Here is a 21,310-nt window from a genome sequence, read left to right as displayed (position 1 = left end):
ACTGCCCGAACTGGGGAGGCTCAACCGGCGTCAGATCGCTGCCCTGGCGGGTCTGGCCCCCTTCACTCGGCAATCAGGACAATGGCGCGGCAAGAGCTTTATCGGCGGCGGCCGCAAAAGCGTCCGTTGCGCCCTGTTCGTCAGCGCATTGAGCGCAAAGACCCACAACAAGACTTTCAAGACCTTCTTTGAAAACCTGGTCAAGGCCGGAAAGCCTAAAATGGTCGCCATGATCGCCGTCGCCAGGAAACTACTGACACAGATCAACGCCATGATCAGAGATAACAGGCCGTGGACTGAACAAAAAACTTGACTAATAACACAGTCGCTCCCCATCGGAGATGGGGAGGTATAAGATCCAGTTTCTTTTTTATACCTCCCCAGTTTTACTGGGGAGGGGGACTGCGCCATTCTTCATGGCGTGGTGGTGGGGTTTCTTGCTTTCGCGCCCGCCATTAATCCCATTTAAACGCGCACCCGTTACCGGGATATCACTTTTTAGGTTGCTGTGCAGCAAACCATCCGCAGGGGACTTGCGCACAATCGTTAACAGGACTAGGACGCGGGCAGTTTTTGACCTGCGGCATTTTTAAAGGGAGTTCCCATGGCACGCGCAAAGATTGCTCTGATTGGTTCGGGTATGATCGGGGGCACGCTGGCCCACATCGCCGCCCGTGAAGAACTGGGCGATGTCGTCCTGTTCGACATCATGGAAGGCACGCCGCAAGGCAAGGCGCTCGATATCGCCGAAGCCACCGCCGTTTTCGGCAAGGATGTGGCCCTGAAGGGCGCCAATGACTATTCGGCCATCGCCGATGCCGATGTCTGCATCGTCACTGCCGGCGTGCCGCGTAAGCCGGGCATGAGCCGCGATGACCTGCTGGGCATCAATCTGAAGGTCATGAAGGCCGTCGGCGAAGGCATCAAGCAATATGCCCCGAACGCCTTCGTCATCTGCATCACCAATCCGTTGGACGCGATGGTCTGGGCGCTGCGCGAATTTTCGGGCCTGCCGCACAAGAAGGTCATCGGCATGGCCGGTGTGCTCGATTCGGGCCGTTTCGCCTACTTCCTGGCGGAAAAGACCGGCGTGTCGGTCGAAGACATCCACGCCTGGACCCTGGGCGGTCACGGCGACGACATGGTGCCGATGGTGCGCCACTCGACCATCGGCGGCCTGCCCCTGCCGGAATGTGTGGCTCAGGGCTTCTTCACTCAGGAAGAACTCGACGCCATCGTGAAGCGCACCCGTGGCGGTGGCGGCGAAATCGTCGCCCTGCTGAAGACCGGTTCGGCCTTTTACGCCCCGGCGGAATCGGCCATCGCCATGGCCAAGTCCTACCTGCTCGACAAGAAGCGCGTCCTGCCGTGCGCCGTGTATCTGAACGGTGAATATGGCCTGCGCGGTCTCTATGTCGGCGTTCCGGCCGTGATCGGCAAGGACGGCGCCGAGCGCATCATCGAGTTCTCGACCAATGACGAAGAAAAGGCGATGTTCGCCAAGTCGGTCGAAAGCGTTCAGGGGCTCATCGCCGCCTGTAAGACGATCGATCCGTCACTAGCCTAATCGGAAATTATATACTTAAGTTCCGATTTTCTTGACTTTTGCCGTATTTTCAAATACAAAGTGAAATACGGAAAGTTGACTGGCTGAGATAACTTCCCCCGCCTGTGCAAGCTTCGGCCCAATCAGGTCCACGCGCAATGCGAGATATCCAAGCGGTTGCCAGATGCTTAAAAGGGTTCCTTCGGGAACCCTTTTTCGTTTTTATCGGCTCGGGAACTTCGCCTTTTCGCCGCGCAGGATCTTCGCCAGGGCGATATCGAATTTCATCTCTCCCGTATAGGCAACCTTTTTGCCAGGCCCAATCGGATAGGCGCTGACAACAAACAGGTTCACCCTTGTCGCGCTATGCTTTCGCATAGTGAAGAAAATAGCATAGCTCTGACCATCCGGCCTTTCGACACGGACAAGATTGCCGTCTCGTGTCGAGGCAATACGCTTGCCGCCGAATGCTTTGATAAGTTCCGGTAACTGAAAACTCAGGTTGTAGCGGTCTGGACAAAATACACGCTTCTCTGTTTTGGCAACCAGAAGCGTGGGCAGGATATCCAGCGGATCATGCTTGGTCGGATTGAACCCTGTCGTGAAGCAATGGTCATTGAAGCGAACATTTAGCGCTATCGGCTGGACATGATCGCGCGGCAAGCACTGAAACTCGAAAGGTTCGAGATGCGACAGACTTGTTGCGTTTCCGGAAACAATAAGCAGAGGCCAGTATCCCATAGGCACGCCTGTGACACGATTCTTCTTTAAGTGGCAAAATCCTGTGCGTGAAAACGGGCGGCTTTTTTATTTGCGGATATGCTAGGCTGCCTCATCTGAGGAGTCTTGCCATGTTCAAATCGCTTATTCCGATCCTGGCCGTCGCCGCTTTGATGACCGCCTGCGCACCCAGCCAGAAGGCCGAGGCGCAAAGCAGTGCCGCCGCCGCGTCCGAACAGGCCAGCGCCGCCGTCCAGCCCCTGGCCCAGGCCGCCGCGGCCACCCCCAGTTTCAATTGTCAGAAGGCCACGCTCAAGGCCGAGATCATGGTCTGCGGTAATGCGGAACTGGCCCGGCTCGATGTCGAGGTCACGCGCCTTTACGGCCTGATCAGCAAGGCGCCCGGCATCGACCGCGTGGCGCTGCAACGGTTGCAGGGCGGCTGGCTCGACAAGCGCAATGCCTGCGCCACCACTGACAACAGCGAAACCTGCCTGCTCAATGCCTATGCCGGCCGGATCAGCGACCTGCGCGCCGGTTACCCGGTGGCGCGCAACGATACCGCCGTCAGCATCGGGCCGATTGGCTGGCATTGCCCCGCCGGCGACATGACCTCGACCTTTATCAATGGCGCCAGTTCACTGGTCTATGTCAGATGGGGCGACAAGAGCGCTGTCCTGACGCAAGCAATGAGCGCATCCGGCGCGCGCTATGCCGCCGACCTGCCGGATGGCGCTTATGAATTCTGGAACAAGGGCGATGAAGTCATGTGGACCGTACCCGGTAAGGGCATGGTCGTTTGTGAGGAGATAAAGCCATGAAAAAAGCACTATTAACGATTGCGGCCCTCACTAGCCTGTGCCTGCTGGCCGCCTGCGCCACGCGGCCGATGGGCGGGCCGCACGATCCCGCTCTGGTGCGTGGCATTATTGATGGCCTGCTGGCGCCGATCTCCTTCGTCATCAGCCTGTTTTCCGATACCATCCGCATGTATGCCTATCCCAATATCGGCCGCTGGTACGATCTCGGTTTCCTGATGGGACTGAGCGCCTGGGGCGGTGGCGCCTCGACGGTAACCCGCTATGTCTATATAGATCGCCGCACCGGCCGCACTCTGGATATCGAGGACCGCTGATTTGACCCTGCCTTATGACTCTCCGCTCGGCCCCACGCTTGAGACCGACCGCCTGATCCTGCGTCCGCCGGTCGATGCCGATTTCGACGGTTTCTGCGCCTTTCATGCTGATGAAAAGGCGATGACCTATCTGGGCGGCCTGTCCTCGCCGCCGGTGGTCTGGCGCATTTTGCGCACCATCGCCGGCTCCTGGGCGCTGGATGGTTTCGGCATGTTCAGCGTCATCGAGAAAAGCACCGGCCGGTGGATTGGCCGCATCGGACCGCTGTGTCCGCACGGCTGGCCAGACCGCGAGGTCGGCTGGGGCCTGCTCACTGAGGCTCAAGGGCAGGGTTATGCGAAGGAAGCGGCCATTGCCAGCATGGACTTTGCCTGCGATGGGCTGGGTTGGGATATGATCATCCATACCATCAACCCCGGCAATCAGCCGTCGGCGAAGTTGGCTGAGGCCCTGGGATCTTACATCATGCGCCAGGCGCGCCTGCCCGATCCCTATGCGGATCAGGTGGTCGATGTCTGGGGGCAGTCCCGCGATGAGTGGCGCGAAAACCGGAAAAAGTTCGTCTGAACAGAGTCTTATCAGTTTTTACAATGAAGGGCTTGACTCTGTCCGTTATTTAACCAATAAGTTATTTAACAAATCGGTTAAATTAAGTTGAGTATCATGTCCCAAGACCGCCTGTCGCAAACCCTGAACGCCCTGGCCGATCCGACGCGCCGCGCCATACTGGCACGTCTGTCGCTGGGCGAAACCTCGGTCAGCGAACTGGCCGAACCGTTCGATATGAGCCTGCCGGCGGTTTCCAAGCATCTGAAGGTCTTGGAAAAGGCCGGGCTGATCTCGCGCGGCCGTGAGGCCCAGTGGCGGCCCTGCAAGCTGGAGCCGGAACCGCTGAAAGAGGTTGATGCCTGGATCGGCGAGTACCGCAAGATGTGGGAGGCCCGTTTCGATCGTCTCGACGCCTATCTCAAGACCTTGAAGCCCGATGGAGAGGTTCATTAGTGCGCTCAGTCGCCGCGGGGCTACCTCGCATAAGCTCGGGCGGGCCTTGCCCTTGCCGGCTACGCCGGAGCGATTAAACCGAACGTGAATTGAGGAGACCGGTATGTGGTGGCAATACTACAAACAGCTCTGGGAAGCGCGGCTTGACCGGTTGACGGCCTATTTAAAAATCTTGCAGGCCAGGGGAGTGAATAATGACTGAGACAACCGACACCCCGGCCTACAAGGTGCTCAACCGACGCCGGCTGCCTTTCCCGCACGCGAAGGTCTATACCGCCTTTGCCGATCCTGAGCAGGTGAAATTGTGGTGGGGGCCACACGGCTTCACCAATCGTATCGACACCTTTGATCTGCGCGTTGGCGGCCGGTGGCTATTCACCATGGTCAATGAAAACGACCGCGAGTTCGATAACGTCAAGGAATTCCTCGAAGTCTCGCCTGAGCGCATCGTCATGCAGCATATCGAGCCGATGCATGATTTCGTCATGACCATGAGCTTCGATGCCGTGGACGATGACACCACCGAGCTGACCTGGATCATGAAATTCGCCCCCGGCCAGGACCCCGGTCTGGCGCCCTTTCTCGAAGCCGCCAACGAACAGAATTTCGACCGGCTCGAAGCCCACCTGCAAACCCTCTGAGGAAACGATAAATGACCCTGGAAGCCCCTGCCGCCGAAGATGAAGTCTTCAAGCTGTCGCGCACCTTTGATGCCCCGAAGGCTCTAATCTGGGCCTGCTGGACCGAGGCCGATCATCTGGCCAACTGGTTCGGACCGGCCGGCATGAAGCTGATTGTCAAGTCGCTCGATCTCAGAGTCGGCGGCACCTTCCTTTACGGGATGCAGATGCCCACCGGAATTACCATGTGGGGCAAATGGGTCTTCCGCGAGATCAATGCCCCTGACAGTATGGCCTATGTCGTTTCCTTCTGTAACGAGGCAGGCCAGCCGGTGCGCCATCCGATGGCGCCGCTGTGGCCACTGGAGGTTCTGGCGATCCAGACACTTAGCGAGAAAGACGGCAAGACCCTGACCGAGAGCCGGTCCTATCCGATCAATGCCACACCGGAAGAGCGCGCCGTCTTCAAGGCCGGTCATGCCTCCATGCAGATGGGCTTCGGCGGCACCTTTGCACAGCTCGATGCCTATCTGGCGAGGATCAAATCATGATGATGCCCGGATCCATCCGGGCCGCCAAGCCCGAAACCTTCACCCTCGAACGCGATTACGACCACCCCGTATCCCTGCTCTTCTGGGCCTTCACCAATCTGGAGGCCAAGCGGGCCTGGTACGGCGGCGAGGGCACCTGGGAAGTGACCAAGCATACGATGGATTTCGAGGTGGGCGGTTGGGAGCACTGGCGCGGCCGACCGAATGCCGATGCGCCGTGGATGACCAATGACGGGCTCTATCTCGACATCCTGCCGGATGAGCGCATCATCCATCAGTACAATATGACCATGGACGGCCGTCTGTTCACCGTATCGCAGCAGGTGCTGGAGTTTTCCGCCAGAGGCGCCGGTTCACATCTGAAACTCGTCGAACAGATCCTGTTCATAGATGGCGTCGACCATCTCGAAGACCGGATCGGCGGCACCAGGGACATGATGGATAAGCTTGACGCCTACCTCAACACAGTTCCGGAAAATGTGAAATGATAATGCTCATCGTCATTCTGGTCCTGGCGGCCCTGTTCACCTTCCTGTTCGTCGTCATCAGCAAGCCGAACAATTTCCGGATGCAGCGCTCGATAACCATCAAGGCGCCGGCCGGGATTGTCTACGGGCATATCGCCGACTTTCGCAAATGGAAGGACTGGTCGCCCTGGGAGCAGCTCGACCCCAGCCTCAAGCGCACCTTCAGCGGCGAAACCTCGGGTGTCGGTGCGGTCTATGATTGGGACAGTAATGGAAGAGCCGGCAAGGGCCGCATGACCATCCGCGAAGCCGCGCCCGAGCATCGCCTGCTGATCAATCTCGACTTTATCAAACCTATTCCCGCCACCAACAGCGCCGAGTTCCTGCTGCAACCCTCCGGAGACAGCACCATCGTCACCTGGGCCATGTTCGGGCCGTCGCCCTTCATGTCCAAGCTGATGGGCACGCTGATGAATATGGACAACCTGATCGGCAAGGACTTCGAACGCGGGCTGGAAAACCTGAAACGCCTGAGCGAACAGGAAGCCGCTTAAGGCCATCAAAATTAAGGAGACTATCATGAAACGCCTGCTCACTATGTGCGCGGTCTTGAGCCTCTGCGCCCTGAACCTGGCCTGCACACCGCCCCAAAAAGCCGAACAGAAAACCGAGACGGCCCCGGCTTCCGCCGCGCCATCAGTGGCCAATATTCCGGCCGGCGATTACAAGACCGACCCGGCGCACACCTCCCTGACCTTCAGCGTCAGCCACATGAGTTTTTCGCATTTCACCGCGCGCTTTACCGGTATCGATGCCCGCCTGAAACTCGACCCGGCGCATCCCGAACAGGCGGCCCTGGCCGTGGCCATTGATCCGCATTCGCTGGACCTCAACAACCCGCCCAAGGGCTTCCATGACGAACTGATGGGCAAGAGCTTCTTCGATGCCGCGGCCTTCCCGAAGATCACCTTCACCTCGACCCGGATCACCATGACCGGCGCCAATACCGCCAATGTCACCGGCGACCTGACCCTGCATGGTGTCACGCATCCGGTAACCCTGGCCGTGACCTTCAATGGCGGCTATCCCGGCCTGGCGGGCTATGACCCGAATGCCCGCATCGGCTTCTCGGCAAAAGGCACACTCAAGCGCTCGCAATTCGGTATGGGTTACGGCATTCCGGCGCCGGGCACGACCATGGGCGTGGAGGATGAGGTCGATTTCACCATCGAGACCGAAATGACCGGTCCTGCGTTGAAACCAAAGGAGACTTAAGATGACTGAACGCTCCAGCCACCACGATACCTTTATCATTGAACGCGATATCGATGCGCCGCCCAACCTGGTTTTCTTCGCCTGGGCCAATGCCGACGCCAAGGCGCAGTGGTTCACCGCGCCTGCCGACAAATGGGAACTGATCGAGCGCCATCTCGATTTCCGCGAAGGCGGCACCGAACGGCTGAAAGGCCGCTGGCAAAGCGGCACGGTCAGCGATTTCACCTGCGAATACCGCGACATCGTGCCGGACCAGCGCATCGTCTACAGCTACGACATGCACCATAACGACAAGCGGCTCTCCTGTTCGCTGGCCACCATCGAGTTCACCCCGAACGGCCAGGGCACGCACCTCAAACTGACCGAACAGGTCGTCCATTTCGATGGCTACCCGACGCCGGAAGACCGCAAGACCGGCACCGAAAAGCTGATCGACATGGCCCTGGCCTTCATCATTTCCCAAAAAGCAGAAGTATAAGGAAACGCTATCATGAAAATCACCCCCTATCTCAACTTCCCCGGCACCTGCGCCGAAGCCTTCAAATTCTACGCCGAAACCCTCGGCGGCGAGATCACCTTCATGCAGACCCACGGCGAAAGCCCGATGAAGGACATGTTTGGTCCGGAATGGAAGGACAAGATCATGCACGCCACCCTTCAGGTAGGCGATCATGAAATTGCCGGTTCGGATGCCCCGCTGCACATGTTCGCCAAGCCGGCCGGCTTCATGGTGACGATCAACCCGAAAGCACCGGAAGACGCCAGGCGCATCTATGCCGCCTTCGCCGAGGGTGGCGAGGTGAAGATGGAATTGCAGGAGACCTTCTGGACGCCGCTGTTCGCCATGGTGACCGATCGCTACGGCACGCCGTGGATGATTAGCCTGGAAGCGGACATGCCGAAGTGAGGGACGGGGCCTGCCGCAACATCGCCCATACGGAGCGTGACCTCAGGATCGAGCGCCTGTTCGATGCGCCGCGGGCCCTCGTCTATGAAGCCTGGACCAATCCGGCCCTGTTGTCGCAATGGTGGGGACCGGCGCACTATCCGGCCACGCATCTCGATATGGATGTGCGGCCGGGCGGCCGGTGGCGCAACAGCCTGACCTCGGTCGAGACGGGTGAGGTTCTGTGGCAGAACGGCGTCTTCACCGAGGTGGTGCCGCTGGAAAAACTGGTTTTCACCTTTGTCTGGGAAGAGGCCGGCGAACGCGGCGAGGCCAATACAGTGGTCATTACCTTCCAGGATCGCGGCCACCAGACCCTGGTGACGCTGACCCAGCGGCCCTTCGCGTCGGCGCATGAAGCCGAAGGCCACGGCGATGGCTGGTGGTCGAGCTTCGATCGCTTGCATACCCTGCTCTCTTTTCCGATGGAGATTTCCGCATGAGCTATCAAACAGATGTCGCCACCGAGGCGAACGATATCGTCCTGTCGCGTTTCTTCGATGCGCCGCGTCCGCTGGTCTTCATGGCCTGGGTCGATCCGGTCATGCTGGCCGAGTGGTGGGGGCCGGAAGGTTTCACCGCCACGGTCGATATCGATGTGCGCGAAGGCGGCGAGATGTCGCTTGTCATGCACAGCCCCGACGGCGAGGACTATCCGATCGGCGGGCATTTCGGCGAGATCGTGCCGAACGAAAGCCTTGTCATGATCATGGATGCCAGTCGTCATTCCGAGGGCTGGCATGAAGCGGTCAAGGCCGGCTTTGTCGAGGCCGGCGGGCGGCCGGAGGACTACAACGCCGATCCGATCCGCACCCTGATCACCTTCGCCGATGAAGGCGCCGGCACGCGCGTTATCGTGCGCCAGACCTTTACCATGGCCACCATGCGCGATGCCCATATCAGGCTCGGCAGCGGCGCGGGCTGGAGCGGCAGCTTCAACAAGCTGGATGCGGTTTTGCAGCGCGCTGGTGACTAGAGACTTGTCAAAAATTAAAGGCTGGCCAGTATGGCGTCGATGCCGATCTGGGCGATTTCCAGATCCTCGACGCCGGACAGGCCGCTGACCGCCACCGCGCCGAGGCACTGGCCTTTATGCATAACCGGTGCGCCGCCATCCCAGCCGACATAGCGGCTGTCGCCATGATAATGGACATCGGAGCCATCGGCCTGGGCATTGCGGCCAAGATCACCGGAAGGGCCGCGCACACGAGCGGCGGTGTAGACCTTGTTCTGGGCAATGACGATCGGCGGCAGGGCGCAGCCATCGGTGCGCCACAGGGCCAGCAGTTCGCCATGGCTGTCACCGACCGCGACCACGCCGGCCTTGCCGCGCTTTTTCAGTTCGGCCACGCAGGCATCGATGGCCAGCCGGGCTTCGGCCTCGCCAAGATTGAGTTGGGTTTGCACGTTTCCTGTCCTTGTTTTAATCTTGGTCCTGAATACGAATGCCTCGTCACCGGTGTCAATAGCCCCTTGACGACAGCGCTGTCATCGTGATCCATAGGCGCAAATAATTATAGCAGAGAAGAAGCGCCCCATGTCCCACCGTCCTCTCCTGCGGGCCGCCGCGTCCGTGGCTGCCCTTTTGCTGGCCGTCAGCGCTCAGGCCGCTGAAAAGCCCGCAACGGTCCATCCAAAACTGTGGCCGGCCGCCAAATCGCCCATCGGCCTCGATCCGGTGATTGAAAAGCGCATCACCGACATGCTGGCGCGGATGACGGTCGAAGAAAAGGTCGGCCAGGTTATCCAGCCGGAATGGAAATCGATCAAGCCGGAAGAGGTGACCCAGTATCATATCGGTTCGATAGAAAATGGCGGCGGCGCCGTGCCGAACGGCAACAAGCACGCCACGGTCAAGGACTGGGTGGACCTGATCGAGCCCTATTATCAGGCATCGGTCGCGCCCGGTCAGAAAGTAACTATCCCGCTGATCTGGGCATCGGATGCCGTCCACGGCCATAACAATGTCTACGGCGCCACGCTGTTTCCGCACAATATCGGCCTCGGCGCAGCGCACGATCCCGACCTGCTGAAGCGCATCGGCGAGGCCACCGCCGCCGAGGTCCGCTCCACCGGCATGGACTGGTCGTTTGCTCCGACCATCGCCGTGGCGCGCGACGATCGCTGGGGCCGCACTTATGAGAGCTATTCCGAAGACCCGGCGATCACCAGGCAATATGCCGCAGCCATGGTCAGCGGTATCCAGGGGGCCGGCGCCACCTTCCTCGACGACCATCACGTCATTGCCACCGCCAAGCACTTCCTCGGCGACGGCTCGACCGATGGCGGCCGCGACCAGGGCAATTCGACGGTTTCGGAAGCCGACCTCGCCCGCCTGCATGGCGCCGCCTATGCCGACGCCATCAATGCCGGCACGCAGTCGGTCATGGCTTCCTACAATTCCTGGCACGGCACCAAGATGCACGGCAATAAGGCCCTGCTGACCGATGTGCTGAAAGGCCGGATGGGCTTTGACGGCTTCATCATGGGCGACTGGCTGGCCCATGCCCAGATCCCCGGCTGCAGCAATTCCGATTGCGCCCCCGCCTTCAATGCCGGGCTGGATATCTTCAACGCCCCGCAGGACTGGAAGCCGTTGTATGCCAATCTGGTGCGCGAAGTAAAAGACGGCACAATCCCGAAAGCGCGGCTGGATGACGCCGTGCGGCGGATTTTGCGCGTCAAGTTTCGTTTGAAGGTGTTCGACCAGCCCTCGCCCGCCAACCGTCCGGAGACCTTCAAACCCATCGGCACGCCAGAACACCGCGCCATTGCCCGAGAGGCCGTGGCGAAGTCACTGGTTTTGCTGAAGAACAATGGCGTCCTTCCGCTGAAAGCGGGTGCCCGTGTACTGATCGCCGGCGATGGCGCGGACAATATCGCCATGCAGTCGGGCGGCTGGACGCTTTCCTGGCAGGGCGCCGACAACACCAATGCCGATTTCCCTGGCGCCACCTCCATCTATGAGGGCCTGAAGGCCCAGATCGAAGCTTCGGGCGGACAGGCGCTGTACAGCCCCGATGGCACCGGACCGCAAAAGCCGGACGTCGCCATCGTCATCTTCGGCGAAACGCCTTACGCCGAGTTCATGGGTGATCAGTCGGACGTGGCCCTTCATCACGATAATTCCGAGTCTCTGGAATTGATCAAAAAACTGAAGGCACAGGGTATTCCGGTGGTAGCGGTCATGATGTCGGGCCGGCCGCTTTATGTGAACCCGCAGATCAATGCCGCCGATGCCTTTGTCGCCGCCTGGCTGCCGGGCTCCGAAGGTGAAGGCGTGGCCGATGTGCTGACCGGCAAGCGCGATTTCAGCGGCAAGCTTAGTTTCTCGTGGCCAAAGCGTCCGGACCAGACGCCGCTCAATGTCGGCGACAAGGACTACGCCCCACAATTCGCCTATGGCTTCGGCCTGAGTTACGCCGCACCGGCTGAAACGCCGCAACTGCCGGAAGTGGCGGATACCACTAAATATGGCGAAAAGAACGTCTATCTCAGCAAGGGAACATTCTGGAACGGCTATAAGCTGACCTTAAGCGACAATGCCCAGCACCGAATGGACTATGTCGGCAGCCAGGCGACGCTCTATGGCACCGCAGCCCTGACCGTTTCGCCGGAAACGGACGGCGCGGTCAAGGCCGTCTGGAACGGCAAGGCCAGGGCCGCACTGGAAGTTGGCGCCGACGCGCCGTCCGATATCGCCCGCGAAGCCAATGGCGCCATGATGATTGCGCTGTCGATCCGTGTAAACGCCACGCCATCGGCTGAGGTACGTCTGGGCGTCGGGTCTGCTTCCGTGCCGGTCACCGGATGGCTGAAAAATGCGTCCACCAGCTATGCCACGCTCGCCGTGCCGCTGTCGTGCTTCAAGGCACAGAACCTCGCCGCCACCCCGACCGTGGCGCGCATCGAGACGGCCGGAGCGCTGGATATATCTGTGTCGGATATCCGCCTGACGGAAACCAGGCCCGGAGCCAGTTGTCCGGCAGAGTGATAAATCTTGATCCTCCCCTGCGAAGTGGGGGAGGATCAATTCACCGCTTCAATTCAGACAGTGCGCAGCCCTTGCAACTGCCGCAGCCCGAGCCGCAACCATCGCCCTTCGCCACGATCGGCTCCAGCTTTTGCGCCATGCTCGTCAGACCCGCGCGGTTTAGCGCCTGCGCGCCTTTCACCTGCAAATCATGGCTCAGCTTGGGCAGCATCTTGCGCAGCATCTGCACGGCGCAGAAGCTGACAATCGCCGTGATGATCACGGCCTGGATGACAGCGTACATCATGAGAGCCTCGATACGATCTGATAGGTCAGGAAAGCGAATATATAGGCGAGGGTGAACAGATAGCCCGCCGTAATGCCGACCATCTTCCACGAATTGGTTTCGCGGCGAATAACCGCCAAAGTGGAGAGGCACTGCGGCGCAAAGACATACCAGGCCATCAGGGACAAGGCGGTGGCCAGCGACCACTGCGACGAGATCAGGTGCCCCAGTTGATCGGCCACCGCAGCATCATCGCTGCCGGAGACCGCATAGACCGTTCCCATGGCCGACACGGCCACTTCGCGCGCCGCCAGGCCGGGGATCAGGGCCACGCAGATCTGCCAGTTGAAGCCGATAGGCGCGAAAATCGGTTCCATCAGATGGCCGATCATGCCGGCCAGCGAATAGTCGATCGCCGGACCGGTGGCGCCTTCGGGCTTGCCGGGGAAGGTGGTCGTCACCCACAGCAGGGTATTGGCGGTAAAGATGATGCCGGTGATGCGGCGCATGAAGATCATGGCGCGCTCCCCCAGGCCGATCGCCAGGTTCTTGGCGTGCGGCATCCGGTAGGACGGCAGTTCCATGATCAGTGGATGCTCGCTCTTGTCATGGCGGAAAGCCGACATGACCAGCGATACGGTCAGGCCGCCGGCAATCCCGATGATATACATGCCAAAAAGCACCAGCCCCTGCAGGCTGACGAAGCCCCATACGCTCCGCTCCGGCACGAAGGCAGCGATCAGCAGGGTATAAACGGGAATACGCGCCGAACAGGTCATCAGCGGCGCGATCAGGATGGTGGTGATGCGATCGCGCACATCGTGGATGCTCCGTGTGGCCATGATGCCGGGAATGGCGCAGGCGTGGCTGGAGAGCAGCGGAATGAAGGAGCGCCCGGTCAGGCCGGCCTTGGACATCAGGTGATCAAGCAGGAAGGCGGCGCGCGGCAAATAGCCGGACTCTTCCAGGATCAGGATGAAGAAGAACAGGATGATGATCTGCGGCAGGAAGACGATGACCGAGCCCAGGCCGCCGATCAGGGCGTCGGCGATGAAGCTTTTCAGCAGTCCATCCGGCAGGGTCTGGGTGACGAAGACGCCCAGCCAGGTCATGCTGGCCTCGATAAAATCCTGCGCCGGCGCTGCCCAGGTGAAGACCGCCTGGAAGACCACGAACATGATGGCGACAAGGATTGGAATGCCGAGGAAAGGATTGAGCAGGATGCCATCGAGCCGGTCGTCGATCAGGGAGGTGCGCTGCGGCATGACTACCGAAGCATCGAGAATACGGCGCACATCGGTGTGGAGATCGCCGCTTTCTTTCACTTCCGGCACATGCGGGGCAATGTTCGAATCGAGATGCGCCACCAGCGCCGCCGTGCCTTCGGCCTTGACGGCGATGGTCTCGATGATCTTGACACCGAGTTCGGCTTCCATGCGTGCCGTATCAATCCAGATGCCGCGTTTTTTGGCGGCGTCCATCATATTGAGCGCCAGAATCATCGGCCGGCCGAGGCGTTTGACCTCCAGCACGAAGCGCAGGTGCAGGCGCAGATTGGTGGCGTCGGCCACGCAGACGATCAGGTCCGGCATGGTCTCGCCCGGACGCCGACCGAGGCAGATGTCACGGGTGATGATTTCGTCCGGCCCCATGGCCTCCAGGCTGTAGGTGCCGGGCAGGTCGAGCACCTGCACCTTGCGACCCGAGGGCGCGTGGAAGACACCTTCCTTGCGCTCGACCGTGACGCCGGCATAGTTGGCCACCTTCTGACGGGCGCCGGTCAACTGGTTGAACAGGGCCGTCTTCCCGCAATTCGGGTTGCCGACGAGCGCGATAGTGAGAGCGTCCATTCAGGCGGCCTTTTCGACCAAAACGCGGGAAGCTTCCGAACGCCGCAGGGCGAACCGGGTGAAGCCGATCTGGATCAGCAGCGGATCGGCACCGATAGGGCCGCGCCCGACCACCCGGACCTCCTCGCCATCGACAAAGCCCAGTTCGCGCAGGCGATTGCTGATCAGGTCACCGTCATGCGTATCGATAACGCCGGTCACATGGGCGGGGGCAAAGGCGGGCAGGTCGGTCAGTTTCATCAGGGCTCACTCGTACGATGCGAATGATTATCATTTATGACCCTATCCGGTCAAGTGATTGCACATGAAACGCAAAAACCTGCGGCAATTTGACCGGCAATGCGGCGCCAAAAAGACAAGAATGCAAATTATTCGCAAGATTCAGCTTGCAATTAAGAATGGTTCGCAATAACAAATCGAACAACGCTGCCTCCCCAGCCTAATCTGAGAGAAGAAACATGTCCTCCATCCGCAACCGCAAACATGCGGTAAATCCCTACGCTCTGGCCCTGACAGCCCTCGCCCTGCCAGGGGTTGCCCTGGCCGATGCCGCCGCCGATGCGGCCCGCGATTCCACCCATGTGATCGTCAGGGGCGAGCGCCACGGCCCATATAAGGAGGATCATTCATCCAGCAAAAAAGCCACCGCCGACCTGATCGATACGCCGCAAACCATTCAGGTCATCGGCAAGGAGATCATCCGTGAACAGGGCGCCACGACCCTGACCGAAGCCCTGCGCAATTCGGCAGGCGTCGGCACCTTCTATCTCGGTGAAAACGGCAGTACCTCTACGGGCGATGCCGTCTATATGCGCGGCTCTGATGCCTCCGGCAGCATCTTCGTCGATGGCGTGCGCGATGTCGCCTCGGTCTCGCGCGACGTCTTCAATATCGAGTCCGTCGAAGTCCTGAAAGGGGCCGCCGGCACCGATGTCGGCCGCGGTTCGGCCACCGGCGCTATCAATCTTTACACCAAGCACGCCGCTCCACATGATTTCGCCAGTGCCTCAGTTTCCGCCGGCGGCGGCGACTTCAGCCGCGCCACGGCCGATGCCAACTGGAAACTGGCCGAGACCAGCGCCCTGCGCCTCAACCTGATGGCCCAGGATGCGGGCATCGCGGGCCGTGACGCGATTAAGAACAAGCGCTGGGGCGCCGCCGCCTCGCTGGGCTTCGGCCTCGGCACCTCGACCCGCTATTTCCTCGATGTCATGCACGTCGATCAGGACAATACGCCCGACGGCGGTGTCTCAACCATCGGTCTGCCCGGCTATTCCGCACCAGACGACCGCGATTTTCTGAATGACGCGGCGCCGGTCAATCCGAAAAATTTCTACGGCACGAAGGATGATTTCGACGATATCCAGACCGATGTTGTCACATTCAGCATCGAGCATGATTTCAATAACGGCCTGCATCTCAGCAACCTGACGCGCTGGAGCCAGACCGATCAGGATTACCAGCTTACCGCCATCATGGGCCAGGCAGCCACCAGCACGCGGCCCTTGCTGACGCCCGACCCGGCCGATCCATCGACCTGGACCCTGACGCGCCTTGTCAACAACAAGGATGTTCGCAATACCATGCTGACCAACCAGACCAACCTGCAGGCGCATTTCCGCACCGCCGGTCTGGAGCATAGCCTCAGTACCGGCCTGGAACTGATCAGCGAAGAACAGAAAAGCCTGGCCTTCGACAGCACTACCGCTGGCGCCTATCCGGCGGTCAGCGTCTACACTCCAGATGCCAATGTCAGCGGCTATACCCGCAAACACAGTGGCGCCTACAGCGATGGCCAGACCGATACGATCGGCCTCTATGTCAATGATACGATCCGGTTCAGCGAAGCCTGGCAGGTCAGCGCCGGCCTGCGCCTCGATCATTATAAAACCGATTACAAAAGCGTCGCCGTTGATGGCACGGTCACGGCGTATAAGGCCGAAGACGATCTGCTGACCGGCAAGTTCGGCCTGGTCTACAAGCCCGCCACTAATGGCAGCATTTACGCCTCCTACGCCATCACCCAGCAACCGCCGGGCGGGGCCAGCTTCACCCTGGCCGCCGATGATGCGGCCAATGCCAATAATCCGAATGTCGACCCGCAAAAGGCCGAAACCTCGGAAATCGGCACCAAGTGGGACCTGCTGCATAGGCGTCTCTCGCTGACCGGCGCGCTCTATCGCACACAATATTCCGATACGATCGCCACCGATACCGACGGCACCTTCTATCATGCCGGCGAAAAGAGCGTCTCCGGCATCGAACTGGGCGTGGTCGGCCAGCTTAATCCGCACTGGAACATCAGCGCCGGCTATACCGTGATGGATACTAAGGTGAAGAACGTGGCCGCCGTCACCGCAGACGGCTCCGCCGACCTGGCCTACAGCCCGACCGACGCCTTCACCTTGTGGACGACCTATGCCAGCAAGCGCTTCACCATTGGCGGCGGCGCCCGCTACAATGGCGAGATGAAGCGCGGCAGGGATGGCGCCGTTGGCACCCCCGCCTTCGTCAAGGGCTATATGGTCTTTGATGGCGTGGCGACTTACCAGCTTACACAGCGCGTCCAGCTCCAGCTCAATGCCTACAATCTGCTCGACAAACAGTATGTGGCGGCGATCAACAAGTCCGGTTACCGCTATACGCCGGGCACGCCCCAGACCTTCCGCCTGACGGCCAATATCAGCTTCTGATCGTCAGATTTGATTTACCTACGAGCCCCGGCGAGTATCGCCGGGGCTTCCGGCTTTCCGGAGATTGCCCCATGATGCTGCATGTTCCCAATGTCCTTACCCGCGATCAGGTGCGCGAGATGCGCGCCCGGCTTGATGCCGCCGACTGGCTGGACGGCCGAACGACTGTGGGCGCACAAGGCGCACGCGTGAAGAATAACCGACAACTGCCCGAACATGGCGAATTGTCGCGCGAACTGAGCCAGATTGTGCTCGACGCGGTAAAGGCCAGCGACCTGTTCTTTGCCGCCGCCCTGCCACTGCGTTTCGTGCCGCCGCTGTTCAACCGCTACGAAGGCGGGGAGACCTATGGCCTGCATGTCGATGGCGCCATGCGGCCCTTGCCAGGTGGAGACGGCTGGCTGCGCACCGATCTCTCCTGCACGTTGTTTCTCTGCGATCCAGAGGACTATGACGGCGGCGAACTGGAGGTGGTCGATACCTACGGCACGCATGAGGTCAGGCTGCCCGCTGGCGACCTGATCCTATACCCGTCAACCAGCCTGCACCAGGTCACGCCGGTGACGCGCGGCGCAAGGGTCTGTTCGTTCTTCTGGCTGCAAAGCCTGGTGCGCGACGGCACACAGCGTCAGATGCTGTTCGATCTCGACATGAATATCCGAAAACTGCGCGCGCAGTTGGGCGATGCCCCTGAGGTGCTGGGCCTGACCGCGCACTATCATAATCTCATGCGCCAGTGGGCCGAGGCGTAGCGAATCCCTATGTTTGACAGGCCGGTGCGGCTTCGCGGTTCATCCGCCGGGCGGCGGCGAGGGTATCCAGACTGTGATTGAGCACCGCCTGCCAACTGGTCAGGGCCTCACGCTCGGCGGCGGGTTCGGCTGTGATCACCCAGGCCGGTTTGGTCGGCAGATCATCGCGCGTCTCGGTATTGACCGCATCGAGCACCTTGCCCACCGCCAGCAGGGTCTTGGCGGCCTGCTCGGCCTCCTTGTAGGTGGCGGGCGGTTCGAGTGCTTCGACGACGCGCAACAGCGCCTCGGCCACTCTCCCCTACCAGCGAAGCGGTGGGGGAGGTGGATTGGCGCTTGCGCCAAGACGGAGGGGGCGGCGCAGACGCTGCTGCTGGTTGCGACGAAGCGCCTGTCTTTGTTCAGGCGTGGCGATGGGAGTGTTTGTCTGTTCCATAGGGACAAGCATGGAACGGGAATTAGGAGCGGGGATTAAATCTCCTCCCTTGCGAAGCGGGGGAGGTGTCAGCGAAGTCGCTGACGGAGGGGCCTCTTAAATCCCCGCCCGCTCTTTCGCCAACAACCAGATACCCAGCGCCACCTCATCCGGATCAGCCATCACGTCACTGGCCGCAATCCGGTAGGTATCGATACCCTGCTCCAACAACCACGCATCACGTCGCGCATCACGTTCCGGATGGTCCTCAACCGTGTGGATCAGGCCATCGACCTCAATCGCCAGCCTTGCCTTGGCGCAATAAAAATCAAGCACATAGGGCCCAATTGGATATTGTCGGCGGAAACTGATACCAGTGTCACGCACTCTTAGCCGCGCCCAGATACGCGCCTCCGGTGGAGTCATTTCACGCCGAAGTTTCCGCGCAAAAACAATCTTGGATTTGTCCCGAACCCTCATGATCAAAGCCTAACACCCTTCTCCTCCCTTGCAAGCCCTTGGGCGAAGCGGGGGAGGTGGCGAGCAAGGCCGAAGGCCGCGTCGAGACGGAGGGGGCCACTTCACAAGACAAACATACCGCGATGTCAGATTAAGAATAGAGGCCCCCTCCGGCGGGACTTCGCCCGCCACCTCCCCCGCTGCGCTGCGCTTGCAATGGAGGAGAATGTAAAAAAGCCCCCGTTTCCGGAGGCTTTTCTTTATGCGCTTACATTGCCCTTGGTCGCTTCCGACCGCTTTTTGAGAAGCTGGTCAAAGGCCCCCCAGACGCCCTCGTCGCCGGTCCATTGCCCCTTGGTGGCGGCCTTGGAATATTCCGTGGCGCGGGCCTCGAAGAAGTTGGCGTGCTCGACGCCCGACAGCAGCACCTGCAACCACGGCAGCGGGTTTTCCTTGCCGGCATTGAAAACTTCCGGCAGTTCGAGCTGGCGCAGGCGCCAATCGGCGATATAGCGGATATAGGCCTTGATATCATCCGGGGTCATGCCCTGGACCGGGCCCATTTCAAACGCCAGGTCGATGAACTTGTCTTCCATGGTCACCACGGTCTTGCAGCAATCGATGATGTCATCGGCCACGGACTTGGTGACGGCCTTCGTTTCGCGGTTGAAGGTATGGTAGAGCTTGATGATGCCTTCGCAGTGCAGGGATTCGTCACGCACCGACCATGACACGATCTGGCCCATGCCCTTCATCTTGTTGAAGCGCGGGAAGTTCATCAGCATGGCGAAGGAGGCGAACAGTTGCAGCCCTTCGGTGAAGCCGCCGAACATGGCGAGCGTGCGGCAGACATCGGCTTCGGTATCGACGCCGAACGTGCCCATATAGTCGTGCTTGTCGCGCATGGCCTGGTAATCCATGAACGCGCCAAACTCGCTTTCGGGCATACCGATGGTTTCGAGCAGCAGGGCGTAGGCGGCGATATGGACGGTTTCCATATTGGCGAAGGCCGACATCATCATCTTGATTTCGGTCGGCTTGAAAACGCGTGAATAGCGTTCCAGGTAGTTGTCCTGAACCTCGATATCCGATTGCGTGAAGAAGCGGAAGATCTGGGTCAGCAGGTTGCGCTCGGAATCGTTGAGCTTGGTGGCCCAGTCCTTACAGTCTTCGCCCAGCGGCACTTCTTCCGGAATCCAGTGGACCTGCTGCTGCTTGCGCCAGAACTCAAAGGCCCAGGGATAGCGGAACGGCTTGTAGGAATGGCTCGGGGTCAGGAGACCGGCGGAAGAATTGGCCAGAAGAAGTGAACTGCTCATAGAAAACCCCGAATCGATACTAAAGCGCAAATGTCGTGGCTATATCACCACATTTCGTGGTTAAGGCTAGGTTAACATCTACATATGGTAGGTGGTTTTTGGGGATAATTTTTCAATCCCGATACGAAGGCGCGAAACGACGCTTTGCGGATCACGCTAGCACAGGGCGTTGTGGCGTGCAGCGACAAAAGTTAACGGGTTACAATTGGTGATGGGGATAAGGAAGCAAGAACCCCCACCACCACGCCCGAAGATGGGCGCGGTCCCCCTCCCCGACAAGTCGGGGAGGCATAAGGATAGCTTCCTGTACCTCCCCAATTTATTGGGGAGGGGGACCATGAGCGAAGCGAAATGGTGGTGGGGTTTCTTACTTAACTACCCGACGCCTTCACAGAATCCCATGACCGCGTCGGCGCGGCGGTCGAAGCCGGCGCGGCCTTGGCGGCCACGGCGCCTTGCAGCCACGCCAGCGCGGCATCCGCCTGTTGTGGCGGCAGGTCGCGGCGCAGCAGGCTTTCGGCTTCCGTCATCTTGCCTTCGAGGCCCAGCACCAGGGCCAGGTTCTGACGAATCTGCACGGTGACGCCTGCTTGCGCCACGGCGGTGCGCAAGAGCGGCTCGGCGCCGGTGAAATCGCCGCGGGTGACTTTCGCCATGGCCATATTAGTGAGCACGGCGGGATTATTGGGTGAAAGCGCCAGGGCCTGGTTCCACGCCGTTTGCGCCTCGTCCGGCCGCTTGGTCTGGTCATAGGCGACGCCCAGCAGCGAGTAAGCCTGCCAGTCTTTCGGCTTCAGCTCGATAACGTGCTGCAGCGGATCGATGGCGAAGAAGGCGTTGTTGTCGGCGATATGGGCGCGGGCGGCGGCCAGCAGGATGTCGGTATTATCCGGGGCGAACAGCAGGACACGATGGGCGATGTCGGCGGCTTCGGGATAGCGACCGAGCGCACGCAGGGCGTTGGAGAGGTAGAGCCCCATCTTCGCATCGGTCGGGTTATGCTCGAACTGGTCATTGAAGAAAACCGACTGTTGCAGCGGATCGGCGCGCAGGGCGGCCTCGATCTCGGCCTTGGTGGCCGGCTTGAAACCGGCCGCTTTCGGTGTGGCGGATGCGGAAGTGGCCGGCGCGGTGTCTTTTTTGGCGTCATCCTTGCCGAACAGGCCGGCGGATGCAGGACTGGCCGTGAAACAAGCCACAAGAGCAGCGGAAACAAGCAGGTGGCGCAGCATGGCGAACCCCGATTAACGAACAGAATTAAGCTTTCGGTGACCGCTGTGAAGATATAGTTAAAGCTCTT

At 60.2% G+C, this 21,310-nt stretch carries 27 protein-coding genes; 18 read left to right on the top strand and 9 right to left on the bottom strand.

Going from position 1 to position 21,310, the window contains the following annotated elements; genetic code table 11:
* Together BLO49_RS15195 and mdh are read left to right on the top strand one after the other, a co-directional pair.
* Positions 1-313, top strand: a 313-nt coding sequence (locus BLO49_RS15195; protein WP_170828351.1) for a transposase, incomplete at its 5' end; no start/stop codon positions are given.
* Between the two features lie 291 nt (positions 314-604).
* Positions 605-1,567: a malate dehydrogenase gene (mdh, locus tag BLO49_RS15190; protein ID WP_090650147.1), complete on the top strand. Its 963-nt coding sequence runs from the start codon at positions 605-607 to the stop codon at positions 1,565-1,567.
* 201 nt (positions 1,568-1,768) lie between these two features.
* Here the strand turns inward: mdh and BLO49_RS15185 are convergent, their stop codons facing one another.
* On the bottom strand, positions 1,769-2,287 hold the full coding sequence (locus BLO49_RS15185; protein WP_090650145.1) for a hypothetical protein: 519 nt from the start codon (positions 2,285-2,287) through the stop codon (positions 1,769-1,771).
* A gap of 110 nt (positions 2,288-2,397) precedes the next feature.
* On the opposite strand from BLO49_RS15185, the gene BLO49_RS15180 reads away from it, so the two are divergent.
* From BLO49_RS15180 to BLO49_RS15120, 13 genes are all read left to right on the top strand, one after another.
* A complete protein-coding gene (locus tag BLO49_RS15180) occupies positions 2,398-3,087 on the top strand; it encodes an MliC family protein (protein WP_139159708.1) in 690 nt (229 codons plus the stop codon).
* Positions 3,084-3,401, top strand: coding sequence for a hypothetical protein (locus BLO49_RS15175; protein WP_090650142.1), 318 nt, complete (start codon positions 3,084-3,086; stop codon positions 3,399-3,401). Before BLO49_RS15180 ends, BLO49_RS15175 begins: the two co-directional genes overlap by 4 nt.
* A 7-nt stretch (positions 3,402-3,408) precedes the next feature.
* The gene (locus BLO49_RS15170) at positions 3,409-3,969 is read left to right on the top strand and encodes a GNAT family N-acetyltransferase (RefSeq protein ID WP_415500719.1); all 561 of its coding nucleotides are present in this window, start codon (positions 3,409-3,411) and stop codon (positions 3,967-3,969) included.
* 96 nt (positions 3,970-4,065) lie between these two features.
* Positions 4,066-4,404: an ArsR/SmtB family transcription factor gene (locus tag BLO49_RS15165; protein WP_090650139.1), complete on the top strand. Its 339-nt coding sequence runs from the start codon at positions 4,066-4,068 to the stop codon at positions 4,402-4,404.
* Positions 4,405-4,598: 194 nt separating this feature from the next.
* Positions 4,599-5,045 carry an SRPBCC domain-containing protein gene (locus tag BLO49_RS15160; RefSeq protein ID WP_090650137.1) on the top strand — a complete coding sequence of 149 codons (447 nt, stop codon included), beginning with the start codon at positions 4,599-4,601 and terminating at the stop codon, positions 5,043-5,045.
* Between the two features lie 11 nt (positions 5,046-5,056).
* Positions 5,057-5,575, top strand: a complete 519-nt coding sequence (locus BLO49_RS15155; RefSeq protein WP_090650136.1) for an SRPBCC family protein — start codon at positions 5,057-5,059, stop codon at positions 5,573-5,575.
* Complete coding sequence (locus BLO49_RS15150; protein WP_090650134.1) at positions 5,572-6,063, top strand: SRPBCC domain-containing protein; 492 nt, start codon at positions 5,572-5,574, stop codon at positions 6,061-6,063. Before BLO49_RS15155 ends, BLO49_RS15150 begins: the two co-directional genes overlap by 4 nt.
* Complete coding sequence (locus tag BLO49_RS15145) at positions 6,060-6,596, top strand: SRPBCC family protein (RefSeq protein WP_090650133.1); 537 nt, start codon at positions 6,060-6,062, stop codon at positions 6,594-6,596. The genes BLO49_RS15150 and BLO49_RS15145 overlap by 4 nt, the downstream gene beginning before the upstream one ends.
* Positions 6,597-6,621: 25 nt before the next feature.
* A complete protein-coding gene (locus tag BLO49_RS15140; protein ID WP_090650131.1) occupies positions 6,622-7,317 on the top strand; it encodes a YceI family protein in 696 nt (231 codons plus the stop codon).
* 1 nt (position 7,318) lies between these two features.
* Positions 7,319-7,795 carry an SRPBCC family protein gene (locus tag BLO49_RS15135; protein WP_090650130.1) on the top strand — a complete coding sequence of 159 codons (477 nt, stop codon included), beginning with the start codon at positions 7,319-7,321 and terminating at the stop codon, positions 7,793-7,795.
* Positions 7,796-7,807: 12 nt separating this feature from the next.
* Positions 7,808-8,224 (top strand): VOC family protein, encoded by a 417-nt coding sequence (locus BLO49_RS15130; RefSeq protein ID WP_090650128.1) that lies wholly within the window; start codon positions 7,808-7,810, stop codon positions 8,222-8,224.
* Entirely contained in the window at positions 8,221-8,706 is a 486-nt protein-coding gene (locus tag BLO49_RS15125) for an SRPBCC family protein (protein WP_220083756.1), read from the top strand. Before BLO49_RS15130 ends, BLO49_RS15125 begins: the two co-directional genes overlap by 4 nt.
* The gene (locus BLO49_RS15120) at positions 8,703-9,239 is read left to right on the top strand and encodes an SRPBCC domain-containing protein (RefSeq protein WP_090650126.1); all 537 of its coding nucleotides are present in this window, start codon (positions 8,703-8,705) and stop codon (positions 9,237-9,239) included. Before BLO49_RS15125 ends, BLO49_RS15120 begins: the two co-directional genes overlap by 4 nt.
* Positions 9,240-9,253: 14 nt before the next feature.
* Here BLO49_RS15120 and BLO49_RS15115 read toward each other — a convergent pair whose 3' ends face one another.
* Positions 9,254-9,670 carry a GlcG/HbpS family heme-binding protein gene (locus BLO49_RS15115; protein WP_090650125.1) on the bottom strand — a complete coding sequence of 139 codons (417 nt, stop codon included), beginning with the start codon at positions 9,668-9,670 and terminating at the stop codon, positions 9,254-9,256.
* A 130-nt stretch (positions 9,671-9,800) separates the two neighbouring features.
* Here BLO49_RS15115 and BLO49_RS15110 point away from each other — a divergent pair, with 130 nt between their 5' ends.
* Complete coding sequence (locus BLO49_RS15110; protein ID WP_090650123.1) at positions 9,801-12,257, top strand: glycoside hydrolase family 3 protein; 2,457 nt, start codon at positions 9,801-9,803, stop codon at positions 12,255-12,257.
* A 40-nt stretch (positions 12,258-12,297) separates the two neighbouring features.
* On the opposite strand, the gene BLO49_RS15105 is transcribed toward BLO49_RS15110, so the two are convergent.
* Genes BLO49_RS15105 through BLO49_RS15095 form a run of 3 tightly spaced genes read right to left on the bottom strand, consistent with a single transcriptional unit; the run spans position 12,298 to position 14,612 of the window.
* A complete protein-coding gene (locus tag BLO49_RS15105; RefSeq protein WP_139159707.1) occupies positions 12,298-12,543 on the bottom strand; it encodes a DUF6587 family protein in 246 nt (81 codons plus the stop codon).
* The gene (gene feoB, locus BLO49_RS15100) at positions 12,540-14,372 is read right to left on the bottom strand and encodes a ferrous iron transporter B (protein WP_090650120.1); all 1,833 of its coding nucleotides are present in this window, start codon (positions 14,370-14,372) and stop codon (positions 12,540-12,542) included. The genes BLO49_RS15105 and feoB overlap by 4 nt, the downstream gene beginning before the upstream one ends.
* A complete protein-coding gene (locus BLO49_RS15095) occupies positions 14,373-14,612 on the bottom strand; it encodes a FeoA family protein (protein WP_090650118.1) in 240 nt (79 codons plus the stop codon).
* Positions 14,613-14,830: 218 nt separating this feature from the next.
* On the opposite strand from BLO49_RS15095, the gene BLO49_RS15090 reads away from it, so the two are divergent.
* Both BLO49_RS15090 and BLO49_RS15085 read left to right on the top strand, forming a co-directional pair.
* Positions 14,831-17,065: a catecholate siderophore receptor Fiu gene (locus tag BLO49_RS15090; protein WP_090650117.1), complete on the top strand. Its 2,235-nt coding sequence runs from the start codon at positions 14,831-14,833 to the stop codon at positions 17,063-17,065.
* A 71-nt stretch (positions 17,066-17,136) separates the two neighbouring features.
* Complete coding sequence (locus BLO49_RS15085) at positions 17,137-17,817, top strand: Fe2+-dependent dioxygenase (RefSeq protein WP_090650115.1); 681 nt, start codon at positions 17,137-17,139, stop codon at positions 17,815-17,817.
* A gap of 7 nt (positions 17,818-17,824) precedes the next feature.
* Here the strand turns inward: BLO49_RS15085 and BLO49_RS15080 are convergent, their stop codons facing one another.
* The 4 genes from BLO49_RS15080 to BLO49_RS15065 all read right to left on the bottom strand — a co-directional run bounded on the left by BLO49_RS15080 (position 17,825) and on the right by BLO49_RS15065 (position 21,242).
* Positions 17,825-18,112, bottom strand: coding sequence for a hypothetical protein (locus BLO49_RS15080; RefSeq protein WP_090650114.1), 288 nt, complete (start codon positions 18,110-18,112; stop codon positions 17,825-17,827).
* Positions 18,113-18,349: 237 nt separating this feature from the next.
* Positions 18,350-18,712, bottom strand: coding sequence for an endonuclease domain-containing protein (locus BLO49_RS15075; protein ID WP_090650171.1), 363 nt, complete (start codon positions 18,710-18,712; stop codon positions 18,350-18,352).
* 239 nt (positions 18,713-18,951) lie between these two features.
* Positions 18,952-20,010, bottom strand: coding sequence for a ribonucleotide-diphosphate reductase subunit beta (locus tag BLO49_RS15070; RefSeq protein ID WP_090650112.1), 1,059 nt, complete (start codon positions 20,008-20,010; stop codon positions 18,952-18,954).
* 371 nt (positions 20,011-20,381) lie between these two features.
* Complete coding sequence (locus BLO49_RS15065; protein ID WP_090650111.1) at positions 20,382-21,242, bottom strand: tetratricopeptide repeat protein; 861 nt, start codon at positions 21,240-21,242, stop codon at positions 20,382-20,384.
* Between the last annotated feature and the right edge of the window lie 68 nt (positions 21,243-21,310).

The organism is Asticcacaulis taihuensis (genome assembly GCF_900100255.1).
Classification (GTDB): Bacteria; Pseudomonadota; Alphaproteobacteria; order Caulobacterales; family Caulobacteraceae; genus Asticcacaulis; species Asticcacaulis taihuensis.
This window is presented reverse-complemented; position numbering and strand designations above follow the sequence as displayed.